At 62.8% G+C, this 12,176-nt stretch carries 13 protein-coding genes and 1 pseudogene; 9 read left to right on the top strand and 5 right to left on the bottom strand.

The window, feature by feature from the left end:
* Positions 1-127 precede the first annotated feature (127 nt).
* The 4 genes from NVV79_RS05095 to NVV79_RS05080 are packed head-to-tail and all read left to right on the top strand — an operon-like array spanning position 128 to position 3,553.
* Positions 128-496 carry a Rieske 2Fe-2S domain-containing protein gene (locus NVV79_RS05095; protein ID WP_303986877.1) on the top strand — a complete coding sequence of 123 codons (369 nt, stop codon included), beginning with the start codon at positions 128-130 and terminating at the stop codon, positions 494-496.
* On the top strand, positions 480-794 hold the full coding sequence (locus NVV79_RS05090; RefSeq protein WP_303986876.1) for a hypothetical protein: 315 nt from the start codon (positions 480-482) through the stop codon (positions 792-794). The genes NVV79_RS05095 and NVV79_RS05090 overlap by 17 nt, the downstream gene beginning before the upstream one ends.
* 31 nt (positions 795-825) lie before the next feature.
* Positions 826-2,055, top strand: coding sequence for an amidohydrolase family protein (locus NVV79_RS05085; protein WP_303986875.1), 1,230 nt, complete (start codon positions 826-828; stop codon positions 2,053-2,055).
* Between the two features lie 28 nt (positions 2,056-2,083).
* Complete coding sequence (locus NVV79_RS05080) at positions 2,084-3,553, top strand: aldehyde dehydrogenase (RefSeq protein WP_303986874.1); 1,470 nt, start codon at positions 2,084-2,086, stop codon at positions 3,551-3,553.
* Here NVV79_RS05080 and NVV79_RS05075 read toward each other — a convergent pair.
* From NVV79_RS05075 to NVV79_RS05055, 5 genes are all read right to left on the bottom strand, one after another.
* Positions 3,550-4,518, bottom strand: coding sequence for a LysR family transcriptional regulator (locus tag NVV79_RS05075; protein WP_303986873.1), 969 nt, complete (start codon positions 4,516-4,518; stop codon positions 3,550-3,552). The genes NVV79_RS05080 and NVV79_RS05075 overlap by 4 nt on opposite strands.
* 68 nt (positions 4,519-4,586) lie before the next feature.
* Positions 4,587-5,441: a polysaccharide deacetylase family protein gene (locus tag NVV79_RS05070; protein WP_303986872.1), complete on the bottom strand. Its 855-nt coding sequence runs from the start codon at positions 5,439-5,441 to the stop codon at positions 4,587-4,589.
* 54 nt (positions 5,442-5,495) lie between these two features.
* The gene (locus NVV79_RS05065) at positions 5,496-6,311 is read right to left on the bottom strand and encodes an IclR family transcriptional regulator (protein WP_303986871.1); all 816 of its coding nucleotides are present in this window, start codon (positions 6,309-6,311) and stop codon (positions 5,496-5,498) included.
* A gap of 71 nt (positions 6,312-6,382) precedes the next feature.
* On the bottom strand, positions 6,383-7,366 hold the full coding sequence (locus tag NVV79_RS05060; protein WP_303986870.1) for a tripartite tricarboxylate transporter substrate binding protein: 984 nt from the start codon (positions 7,364-7,366) through the stop codon (positions 6,383-6,385).
* A complete protein-coding gene (locus NVV79_RS05055) occupies positions 7,359-7,709 on the bottom strand; it encodes an NIPSNAP family protein (RefSeq protein ID WP_303986869.1) in 351 nt (116 codons plus the stop codon). Before NVV79_RS05055 ends, NVV79_RS05060 begins: the two co-directional genes overlap by 8 nt.
* A 316-nt stretch (positions 7,710-8,025) precedes the next feature.
* Between NVV79_RS05055 and NVV79_RS05050 the strand changes: the two genes are divergently transcribed.
* The 5 genes and pseudogenes from NVV79_RS05050 to NVV79_RS05030 all read left to right on the top strand — a co-directional run bounded on the left by NVV79_RS05050 (position 8,026) and on the right by NVV79_RS05030 (position 12,158).
* Complete coding sequence (locus NVV79_RS05050) at positions 8,026-8,793, top strand: class II aldolase/adducin family protein (RefSeq protein ID WP_303986868.1); 768 nt, start codon at positions 8,026-8,028, stop codon at positions 8,791-8,793.
* A gap of 151 nt (positions 8,794-8,944) precedes the next feature.
* Positions 8,945-9,301 (top strand): annotated as a pseudogene (locus NVV79_RS05045) (tripartite tricarboxylate transporter TctB family protein); the annotation flags it as partial.
* A gap of 3 nt (positions 9,302-9,304) precedes the next feature.
* Entirely contained in the window at positions 9,305-10,807 is a 1,503-nt protein-coding gene (locus NVV79_RS05040) for a tripartite tricarboxylate transporter permease (protein WP_303986867.1), read from the top strand.
* A 21-nt stretch (positions 10,808-10,828) separates the two neighbouring features.
* Positions 10,829-11,311: a nuclear transport factor 2 family protein gene (locus NVV79_RS05035; protein ID WP_303986866.1), complete on the top strand. Its 483-nt coding sequence runs from the start codon at positions 10,829-10,831 to the stop codon at positions 11,309-11,311.
* Positions 11,312-11,333: 22 nt separating this feature from the next.
* Positions 11,334-12,158 carry a fumarylacetoacetate hydrolase family protein gene (locus NVV79_RS05030; RefSeq protein ID WP_303986865.1) on the top strand — a complete coding sequence of 275 codons (825 nt, stop codon included), beginning with the start codon at positions 11,334-11,336 and terminating at the stop codon, positions 12,156-12,158.
* The last annotated feature ends 18 nt before the right edge of the window (positions 12,159-12,176 follow it).

Below are 12,176 nucleotides of genomic sequence, written 5' to 3'. Positions count from 1 at the left end.
ATTATTGATTAGCCAAGCTTATCACATTGTTCGGATTATGCAGGTTGAGGCTGTCGCCCGATAGCGCCACAACGGACCCAAGGAGCGCCTGAAGGCATCCTGTTCAATCAAGTGGAACAGTGCATCAATGACGGAAGTATTCGTTGCCAAGACGGGGGAAATGGCCAGTGGTGACCGGCGCATCGTCTCCCATGAGGGAGTAGAGGTCGGGGTCTTCTGCTGGGAAGACAAATACTACGCCTATTCCAATATCTGCCTGCATCAGGGCGGGCCGGCCTGTGAAGGCCTGCTTATGCATCAGGTCGAGGACGTGCTGCGTCCCGACCGCAGTTTCAAGCAGCAGAAATTCTCCGAGACCGAGATCAACTTCGTCTGCCCCTGGCATGGCTACGAATACGATCTCAAGACCGGCCGGGTGGTCGCCGATCCGGCGCGACGGCTCAAGTCATTCCCGATCATCATTCGCGAGGGCAACGTCCATGTCGATATCAATTGAAACCGTGTCCCGGCCGGTCAAAGCCGACAGCAAGCTCGCTGCCGCCGTCGACCGTGTGACCGCGGCGCTTGGTGCCGACGATGCCGGAATTTCCGCGGAGGCCCTCGCTCTCCTGCTGACCCAGGCCACGCGCTGCTACGTGCAGCGCCTGCAGCAGGGCGAATATTTCAGCCCGTTCCACCCCGATATCGAGATCACCGCCACCGAGGCGATGATCCTCAGTACCGAGGTTCTCAAGAGCGCCGACCTGCAACTGTTCGAACTGGGCATGTGGCAGTCGATGGGCAGCCCCACGTGATCATCGCGTCGGCAACACGGATAAACCACCCATGACCAAGACCAATTTCAACATTCCCCTCAGCGGCGACCGCAGCATGCCGATCGAGGGTTTCGACACCTCGCTCCACCTCAAGCATGCGGCTGACCAGGCCAAGGCGCGCGGTTTCGATCGCTTTCCGATCATCGACGTGGACTCGCATCACTACGAGACAGAGTCGTTCAGCGAAATCCTCGAATATCTCGAGGATCCGGTGCTGCAACAACTGGCCAAGACCGCCAGTGCCAGCCGCCATGGTGCCTTCGGCATGCTGCCGGGCAATATCGGCTACCAGGATATGGGCGGCCGCGTGGCGCGCTATCCGCTGCGCCAACTGGAAAAGACCGGCCCCGAGGCGCATCGCGACATCACGCTGACCAAGCGGTGGATGGATGCCCTGGCGGTCGACATCGCCATTCTCTTTCCGACGCCCATGCTCAATCTGGGCCTGCATCCGCAGATCGAGATCGAGGTGGCGCTGTCGCGGGCCTATAACCGCTGGCTGACCGAGAAGATCCTGCCGAACGATCCGCGCCTGCGCTCGATGCTCTACCTGCCCTTCAACGATCCGCAGGCCACCTATGAAATGGCCAAGGAATTCGCCGGCAAGCCGGGCGTGCTGGGCTATATGGTGACGGCAACGCGCAACCGCGCCGTGCATAACGACGCCTATATGAAGACCTATGCCTTCCTCGAGGAGGCAGGCCTGCCGCTGGGATTCCACGCTTCCTACAACTGGAACGACCAGACCATGGCGATGATGAACAAGTTCTTGTCCGTTCATGCGCTGGGTTTTGCCATTTCCAACATGGTTCACCTGACCAACTGGGTGATCAACGCGCTGCCGGTGCGGTTCCCCAAGCTCAAGGTGATCTGGATCGAGAGTGGCCTGGCCTGGATTCCGTTCCTTATGCAGCGGCTCGACCACGAATATTACATGCGCAAGTCCGAGGTTCCCTCGCTGACCAAGCCCCCCAGCGATTACATGCGCGAGATGTTCTACACGTCCCAGCCCATGGAGCGGCCCAACGATATCCGCGAGCTGGAACAGACTTTCCGCATGATCAATGCGCCCACCCAGCTCATGTATTCGTCCGACTATCCGCATTGGGATTTCGACGTGCCCAGCGTGATCTACGACCTGCCGTTTCTCTCGGAGGAGGAGAAGCGGGCGATCCTTGGCGGCAATGCTGCCCGGGTCTTCAACATCGACATCAAGGAAAAGCTGGCCAAGAGCATCTAGCGACGGCCGCATCCAGGGGAAGAGCAGCATGCAGACCTATGACATGTATATCGGCGGCGAATGGGTGCCGCCGGCTTCCGGGACCTATCTGGACAGCATCGATCCCTATACCGGCAAGGCCTGGGCGCGCATTGCCCGCGGCAATGCGGAGGATGCCGACCGGGCCGTCGAGGCGGCGCACAAGGCATTCAGCGAAGGGCCGTGGTCAAAGCTGACGGCCACCCAGCGCGGGGCGCTGCTGCGCAAGCTGGGCGATCTGCTCGCCGCCAATGCAAGGCGTCTCGCCGAAATCGAGGTGCGCGACAATGGCAAGCTGATGGCCGAGATGTTCGCGCAGGCCAGCTATATCCCGCAGTGGTACTATTATTTCGGTGGCCTGGCCGACAAGATCCAGGGCGCCGTCATCCCGATCGACAAGCCTGGCGTGCTCAATTACACGCGCCGCGAGCCGCTGGGCGTGGTCGTAGGCATCACGCCCTGGAACTCGCCGCTGCTGCTGGCGACCAACAAGATCGCTCCGGCTTTGGCCGCCGGCTGCACGCTTGTCATGAAGCCGTCGGAGTATACTTCGGCTTCGCTGCTCGAATTCGCCAAGCTGGTCGAGGAAGCGGGCTTTCCGCCTGGCGTCTTCAATGTAGTTACCGGGCTGGGGGCGGAGATCGGCGATCGCCTCACCACCCATCCACGCGTGGCCAAGATCGCCTTTACCGGCGGGGAAATCGGCGGCAAGGCAGTCTATCAATCGGCGGCGCGCAACCTCAAGAAGGTCTCGCTCGAGCTGGGCGGCAAGTCGCCCAACATCGTCTTCGACGACGCCAATCTCAACAATGCGGTCAATGGCGCCATTTCCGGCATCTTCGCCGCCAGCGGGCAGACCTGTATCGCCGGCTCGCGCCTGCTGGTGCAGGAAACCATCTACGACCAGTTCATGGAAAAGCTGCTGGCTTTGGCCCGTACCGCGCAGATGGGTGACCCCAGCCGCAGCGACACCCAGGTCGGTCCGGTCACCACCAAGGCGCAATACGACAAGATTCTCGACTATATCGCCATCGCCAAGGCCGAAGGCGCCACCTGCGTGCTGGGCGGCAAGGCGGCTGATCGTGGCGGCTGGTTCGTCGAGCCAACCATCTTCACCGGCGTCACCAACGACATGCGCATCGCCCAGGAAGAGGTGTTCGGGCCGGTTCTCTCGGTCATCAAATTCAAGGACGAGGACGAGGCGGTGGCCATCGCCAATGACGTGCTCTACGGCCTGGCCGCCGGCGTCTGGACGCAGAGCATCGCCCGGGCGATCAATGTCTCCGACCGCCTGCAGGCAGGGGTCATCTGGGTCAATACCTATCGCTCGGTCAGCTATTCCTCGCCGGTCAACGGCCACAAGATGAGCGGCATCGGCGCCGAGAACGGCATCGAGGCGATCGACGAATATCTGCAAACCAAAAGCATCTGGATCAATACGGCCTCGGAAGTGCCGAACCCCTTCATCATGCGCATCTAGGGCTGTACCGCCCGGGGCTGGCGGGTGGTCGCGGCAGTCAGCCGTGCGCCCGGCAGTTCGTCCTCGCCCAGTTGCTGCAAGGTCTGCAGCAACACTTCGCGCAATGCCGTTGCCGCGGGCGACAGCGAGCGTTCGCGTGGCGTGATCAGCCCGATGGAGCGGTGGATGGTCGGCTCCACCATCGGGCAATGGTGGAACTTCCGCCCCACCGAAAGCGACGACAAGGCCAGCGTCGGCAGCACCGATACCAACCCGCTCTCCGCCACGATATCGAGCACGGTGGAAATGCGCGTCACCGAATAGGTGGCCCGTCCGCGCAGGTCTTCGAGCCCGCCGACATCGGCGACGAGGTAGGAGATGCCGCTCCATTGCACCATCTGCTGCATGCCCAGGCCAGTCAGCTCGCGCCAGCTCATCTGCTGGCGTGTCGCAAATTCATGATCGAGCGGGCAGACGAAATGCAGCTCGTCCTCGATCAAAGGACTGAAATCGAGCGCCAGATCCTGCTTGAACATGACCGAGACCGCGAAATCGGCCTCGCCCTGTCGTACGCGATCGCCGATGCCCACCGCATCGACCTCCAGCACCTGGATCTTGAGACCCGGATGCTGCCGGCGGAAGTTGTCGACCACGGCCGGCATGAGCCGGAGCAGGGTGGAGGACATGCAGGCGACGGTCACCGAGCCGGTATCCGGCTCGCCGGCATTGCGGATGAGGTCGACACCGACGGCCAGGTTGTCGAGGACGCGCACGGCATGGGGCAGGAAGGTCTGCCCGGCGCTGGTCAGGGCAACATGCCGCCGGTTACGCTGCAGCAGCGGCACGTTGATGAGAAACTCGATCTGCTTGATCGACTGGCTCAGCGCCGACTGGGTGACACCGAGCGACTGCGCGGCCCGCCGGAAATTCTGGAACCGCGCCAGAGCCACGAACATCTGCAATTGCCGGATCGTCGGCAAGCTCACCACGGCCGCACCTCATCCGCGCCGAAATTCGCGGCGCCACGGCAACATTGCTAGCACAGCCGGCCGGTTCAGGCGAAGAACCGCTGGGCGTAGGGCACGGCCTCTATGCCGGTTCCCTTGAACCAGGTGGCAAGCTCGTCGTGCCGCGGAAACCACACGCCGTCATGGCCCTTGAGATAGGCCAGGATTTCGCTGAACACCGAGGAGACCAGCGGCCGGCCGCCGAACTGGCTATGCAGCGTCAGGTTGATCAGCGATCCCGGTTCATTGGCGTAGAGATAGTCGAACGTGTCCTTGTAGGCGTCGAAATAGGCGCGCGGGCTCTGCCGCAACACGCGATTATCGGCGAAATCGGTGTGGGGCAGGCCGATCAGGGAACCCTGCGGCGTCTGCACCACCCGCGGCAGGTCCTCGTCGTTATAGTCGCCGTGCCAGAGGAAGCCCTCGCCCGCCAGCAGTTCGGCCGTGTGGTCGGTCGAGGCCAGCACCGGACTGATCCAGCCCTTGGGCTTTTCGCCCAGATGGGTGACGAACACGTCCGAGCAGCGCCGGATCATCGCCAGTTCCTCTTCGCGGCTCATATAGGCCATGAGCGCATCCTGGGTATAGGAATGTGCCGCGATCTCGTGGCCGTCGGCGACGGCCATGCGCATGGCGTCGGGGATCAGCTCGATGGATCGCGCATTGGCGCAGATCGTACCCTTGATGCCGTGCTGCTTCAGGATGCGCATGAGGCGCCACACCCCGGCCCGCACGCCATAGGAAGCCCAGGTGACACCGGCGCGGTCATAGGTGCCGGGTTTGAGTGGCGTCGTCATTGGTGAATAGGGCGGCGCCTGGCGGTCCGACCAGCTTTCCAGCAGCACGGTCACCATCACGGCGATCTTGTGGTTATCGGGCCATTGGAAGGAAGTCTGGGTCATTTGGCATACCTGTTTGTCGCCGCCCATGCGGGCCGGCCGAAATTGTCGAAAGGTCTAGAGGCGGCTCTGCATCGCCTCGACGAAGCGATCGAGCACCGGTCGCAGCTCCATCTGCCGGTCCAGTGTACCGTTGACCTTTGCTGCCGTGATGCTGATCGACAGCAGGCGATCCTCGCGGTGGTCGGTGGTCAGGGCCCGCGCTACGCAGGCTATGCCGGGCAGCACTTCCTCGTCGTCGAGCGCGTAACCCTGCTCGCGGATGGTCTTGAGCTCGCGCCGCAGCTTGGCGACGGTGCTGACCGAATTGGGGGTGAGGACGGAGAGCTTGCGCAGCCCCACCAGCCGGTTTTCCAGATTGTCCTCGGGCAATGCGGCAAGGAGGGCCTTGCCCGACGCGGTGCAATTGGCCGGCACATGACGGCCGATCTCCGAGCGCAGCCCCAGTTGCAACCGGCTGTTGTGGTCCTGCCGGGCCAAGTAGACCGCGTTGAGCTGATCGTCGAGCACCGATAGCTGGATGATCGCACCCAGATCGGCATCGACGCCGTTGCAGACCTCGTAGAATTCGCGCACCAGATCGACGCTGGCGACATAGGCCGAACCCAGTTGCACCAGGCGGCGGCCGAGCTGATAGCCCGACAGGCTCCGCCGCACGAACTGGGCCAGGACCAGCTCCGAGCAGATATTGAGCGCGGTGGATTTGGGTATGTCGAGCCGCCTGGCGATCTCGGCAAGCGAGAAGGCCCGGTGTGGCGTGCCCTCCAGCAAAGCCAGCAGGCGGGCCGCCCGCTCTATGGCAGGCACGAGGCCCTTGGTTTCCGGGGTCTCGGTGGCGGTCGGGGCGCTCAGGGTGGTCGTTTTGCTTTTCACGGCTACTCGCGCTTGTCTGGTGTGGCTAAGGCCCACCCGCCCGGTTGGGCGAATGGGCCGGATTGGTGCGGCTATTCTTCGAGCAATGCCGGATTGTCCTCGACGACGCCGCGATACAGGTCGTAGGTCGCCTGTGACAGGGCAGCGAACTCTTCCGGCGTCGATCCAACCGCGTCGGTTCCGACCCCCAGCAACTTATCGACCATCTCGGGCTCGTGCATCAGCTTTGCGATTGCGGCGGCCAGCTTGTCGACAACTTCAGCAGGCGTGCCCTTGGGCGCGAAGACCCCGGTCCAGTAGACGTCGACCAGGTCGATGCCTGTCTCCTGCAGCGTGGGCAGGTCGGGCAGCAGGACGGAGCGTTCGGCGGTGGTCACCGCGAAGGCCTTGAGCGTGCCGGCCTTGATGTCGTTGGAGCGTGCCGGCAGGCCATCGATCACCATGCTCACCCGCCCCGAAATAAGGTCGGCCGTTGCCGCGCCCGTGCTCTGGTAGGGGATGTGGATGAGATCGAGCCCGGCCTTGGTCTTGAACAGCTCGCTCAGCAGGTGCACGGCCGTGGTATTGCCCGAGGAGGCATAGCTGTATTCGCCCGGATGCGCCTTCACCTCGGCGATGAACTCCTCCATCGTATCGGCAGGGAAGTTCGGTCCCACGACAATGGCAGAAGCGAAAGCGGTGACCTGGGAGACCGGGATGAAATCGGCGAACCAGTCATAGGGCAGGTCGTCGCGCACCGCCGCCTGGGCCGGACCCGACGACGAATGGTAGAGCAGGGTATAGCCATCGCCGGCCGAACGATGCACTTCGGCAGCGCCAAGCGAACCGCCGCCGCCGCCGATATTCTCGACGATGATATCGGTTCCCAGTTCCTCGCCCAGCTTGTCGGCCATGAAGCGCGCGGTGGTGTCGATGCCCCCGCCCGCATTGAATGGCACGATGAGGCGGATGGGCTTGTTGGGATAGTCCTGCGCTGTCGCCCCGCCCGTGCCCAGAAGCACGAGCGCGGTGCCCAGCGCCGCTACGCTGCCCGTGAGCAGCCTGAATTTATTCATGAGTTCCTCCCCTTTGAATGTAAGCTTGCAGATGCTCCGTGAAGAAAGGTGCCGGCTTGAGAATGGTAGTTTGCTGGGTCGTGACCCATTCGCGGGCGTGCTTCAGATACGCCATCCATTCCGGATCGCCTGCCAGTTGCTGCCTTTTGCGGGTCCGCTCGTCGAGCGAGGCGTAATACCAGCTCATCACCATCTGATTGAGCGGTCCGATCTCGGTGGAATAGTACCCGACCGGATTGCCGAGATGGCCGATCTGCACGGCGCGGCCATTCTGCTCGTAATAGTCGAGGAATGCCGGTGTTGCTCCCGGCTTCAGCGTATAGACGCGCTGCTCAACAAACATCGCGTAACCTCCCCACACGATCCGGTCGGCAGCACTTGCCACAGACCGATGAACGTCGGTCACTGTATTGAACGCAATTCATATTGGCAAGCAAACGAATCGAAGTTCGATGCGATTTCGCCTGCTACAAAGGGATAAGTCGTCCCTAAGGGGACAGAGTGGATTTCTTTATCTAATTGATATTAAACAATATTATTAGCCAATGCTTGGCGTTCGTGGCCATGAAACGACGTTCAGTATATTGAACGCAATTCAATCCTGTTGACACAGTCCACTCTGCCGCCGTAGCCTGACGGCACCAAAACGGGGGAGACAGATGGTCCAGACATCTCAGATGCAGCATGCCAAACCGGCAGGAATGGCGGATGCGGAATGGTCGGCGCGTATCGATCTGGCCGCCGCCCATCGGCTCGCCGACATGTTCGGCTGGACCAACCTGGTCTACAACCACATTACGCTCCGCGTTCCGGGCGAGGACAACTGTTTTCTGCTCAAGCCCAATGACGAATTGTTCAGCGAGGTGACCGCCTCGTCGCTGGTCAAGCTCGACCTGGACGGCAAGGTGCAGGACGGGACGCGGTCGGTGAATGTCGCCGGCTTCAATATCCATACCGCCGTGCTCGGTGCGCGGCCCGAGATCAACTGCTCGATCCACGTGCATACCAAGGCCGGCATGGCCATCTCGGCGCTCGACACCGAGATTCTGCCGCTGACCCAGGGTTCCATGCGCTTCTATAAGCGCGTGGCCTATCACGACTATTACGGCATTTCCGACAAGGATGCCGAGCGCGCCCAGATCGCTGCCGACATCGGTACGAAAAAAGCGATGATCCTGCGCAATCATGGCCTGCTCACCTGCGCGCCCAATATCGGTGAAGCCATGATGAGCATGAAATACCTCATCGACAGTTGCGAGGTGCAACTGGCGGCGCAGGCCAGCGGCGCGCCTTTGCGCCTGCCGCCGCCCGACATCTGCGAACTGGCGGCCAAGCAGTGGGACGTGCACGATACGCGCGGCAATGTCGCCGAATGGGCCGCGCTGATGCGCATGGCCGAGGCATTCGATCCCAGCTTCAAGCGCTGACCAGCCGACCCGGGAGGGGGTTCGCTCGTGATTATCAAACGCGAAGATTTTCTGGCAGGTGCGTTCTGCGTCCTGCTAGGCGCCGGTTTTGTCCTTTACGCCCTGGTGACCCTCAAGGTCGGCACGCCGTCCAAGATGGGAAGCGGCTTTTTTTCCCGTCATGCTCGGCGGCCTGCTGGCGCTGCTCGGGCTGGTCATGGGTTTCCGGTCCCTCAGCCCCATCGCCGCCGAGGCTGCGGCGAGCGAGGAACCGCCACTCGGGCCGCTGCCGTGGCGGGCCATCGTAACGCTGACTATTGCTCCCATCGTCTTCGCCATGACGGTGCGCAGCCTGGGCCTGGCGCTGGCCACGGCCCTTTGCGTGGGCATTGTGTGTTTCGCCAGCCCCCGCATGACCCTGCGCATGGCGCTCGGCGTGATCGTCGGCCTGACCATCATCTGTGTCGGCGTGTTCAGTTTCGGCTTGAAACTGACGCTGCCGCTCCTGCCAACCTTTATGGTGGGCTGAGCCATGGACATGCTTGGTAATCTGGCGCTCGGCTTCGCGACCGCCACCACTCCCGAACACCTGATCTTCTGTTTCGTCGGCGCGCTGCTCGGCACGCTGATCGGCATCCTGCCCGGCGTCGGCCCCACGGCCACCATCGCCATGCTGCTGCCCATCACCTTCACGCTGCCGCCCACGGCATCGCTGATCATGCTGGCCGGCATCTATTACGGCGCGCAATATGGCGGCTCGACCACCGCCATCCTGATCAACCTGCCGGGCGAGGCATCCTCGGCCGTGACCGCCATCGATGGCTACCAGATGGCGCGGCAGGGGCGGGCGGGTCCGGCTCTGGCCATCGCGGCCATCGGGTCCTTTGCCGCCGGCACCATAGCCACGCTCCTGGTGGCCGCCTTCGCGCCGGTACTGACCCTGGTCGCCATCGAATTCGGACCGGCGGAATATTTCTCGCTGATCACCGTGGGCCTGGTCTGCTCCATCGCGCTGGCGCATGGTTCGGTGCTGCGGGCGCTTGCCATGGTCGTGCTCGGCCTGCTGCTCAGCGTCATCGGTACCGATGTCTATTCGGGCCTGCCGCGGCTGAATTTCGGGCTGATCGAATTGTCCACCGGCATCAATGTCATCGCGGTGGCGGTGGGTATTTTCGGCGTCGCCGAAATCCTGCGTAACCTGGGCGGCGGAGACGAACGCTCCGGCGAAATCAACAAGATCGGCAAGCTGATGCCGACGAAGCACGATCTCAAACAGTCAACCGCGCCGATCCTGCGCGGCACCGCCATCGGCTCGGTTCTCGGCATCCTGCCGGGCGGCGGCGCCTTGCTGTCGTCCTTTGCCTCCTATGCCCTCGAAAAGCGGCTGTCGCGCAATCCGGAGCGGTTCGGGCATGGTGCGATCGAGGCCGTTGCCGGCCCGGAATCCGCCAACAATGCCGGGGCGCAGACTTCGTTCATTCCCATGCTCACTTTGGGCATTCCCAGCAATCCGGTCATGGCGCTGATGCTTGGCGCCATGCTGATCCAGGGCATTGCGCCCGGGCCGTCGGTCATCACCACGCGTCCCGAACTGTTCTGGGGGCTGATCGCCTCGATGTGGATCGGCAATCTGATGCTGCTGGTGCTCAACCTGCCGCTGGTCGGGTTGTGGATCCGCCTGCTCAAGGTGCCCTATGAGGCGCTGTTCCCGGCCATCATCATCTTCTCGGCCATCGGCACCTACGCCATCAATGGCAGCGCCTTCGACCTCTACCAGATCTCGCTGTTCGGCGTGCTGGGCTACATGCTCTACCGGCTGCGCTGCGAGCCGGCACCGCTGCTGCTCGGCTTCGTGCTCGGCCCGCTGCTCGAGGAAAACCTGCGTCGGGCGATGATGATGTCGCGCGGCAACCCGGCCATCTTCTTCGACCGCCCCATCAGCCTGGGCCTGCTGCTGGTTGCCGTTGCACTGCTGGTCGTCTCGGTGCTGCCCATGATGGTCCGGCGTCGCAAGGAAATTTTCGTTGAAGACTGAACCTACCGGCGGAGACCGCAATTGAATCCCTATTCCGACCCCCTGATCGGCCAGCGCGCCGAAGCCATGGAGCGGACCATCCGCACCTATTTCGACGGCTGCAACGAGGCCGATGCGGACAAGATCATGGCCTGCCTCACCGAGGATGCCGTGCATTATTTCCCGCCGGGCATGTATCAGGGCCCATTTCGCGGCGCCCGCACCATTGCCGATCGCTGGATCGGGGCGGTGCGCGACCTGGGCTCTTATTGGAGCGTCGATACCCTGCTGATCGAGCCGGTCAGCTATCGCGCGGTGATGGAATGGACCCACTTCAAGACCAAGCAGGGCAAGAAGCTGCGCGGTGACGAATGGTACGGCTTCGATGCCGCCAGCGGTCGCATCAAGGAAATCCGCGCCTATTACGCGTCCCCCCAGGCCGCCGATCTGACGGCGCTTGAACTGGGTGGCTTCGACTATGCCGGCCGCGGCTATCCGGCGGCGCCCCCGCCCGGCGCGCGCTGACCCATCCATCCGGAGCAATGATATGACTGAATTCCGACGCGTACAGATCGATGGCGTGGCCCGCACCGTGACCGTCGAAAACGGCGCCTTTACCTGGATCGACGGCAGCAGGCACGCGGTCGATGACGTCCTGCACCTGCCGCCCGCCGTCCCGACCAAGGTGATCTGCGTCCATCTCAATTATCGCAGCCGCCTCGACGAGTTGAAGCGCCAGCCGCCGCCGGCGCCGACCTATTTCTGGAAGTCGGTGTCCTGCCTCAACGGCCATAAGGGCACGGTCGTCCGGCCGGCCAATTGCCGCTTCCTCAACTACGAAGGCGAATTCGTGCTCGTCGTTGGCCGCACCACCCGCAATATCACGCCCGAGCAGGCGCCAGACTATATTGCCGGCTACACCATCGCCAACGATTTCGGCCTGCATGATTTCCGCGATACCGACGAGAACAGTATGGTGCGGGTCAAGGGCAGCGACACGCTGGGGCCGGTCGGCCCGGCCCTGGTTACCGACTGGGACTTCCGCAACAAAAGGCTGCGCACGCTCATCGATGGCCGCGTGGTGCAGGACGCCAATACCAACGACCTGCTGTGGGACCCCCACTACCTGCTGGCCGATCTGGCGCGCACCATCACCTTCGAACCGGGCGACATGATCCTGACCGGCACGCCCGCCAATTCCCGGCCGATCGAGCCCGGCTCCACCATCGTGGTGGAAGTGGAGGGACTCGGCGCACTGGAGAACCGGATCGTCTCGGCCGAGCTAGCGGTTCCGTCCGCCTTCGGGGCCCAGCCATCCGCATCCGATGGGGTGCAGTCGATCGCACTCGGCAGCGATTTCCGCCGGGCTTGAGCGAGGACGGGTCATTCC

The sequence above is a fragment of the Devosia ginsengisoli genome, assembly GCF_024707105.1.
Classification (GTDB): Bacteria; Pseudomonadota; Alphaproteobacteria; order Rhizobiales; family Devosiaceae; genus Devosia; species Devosia ginsengisoli_A.
This window is presented reverse-complemented; position numbering and strand designations above follow the sequence as displayed.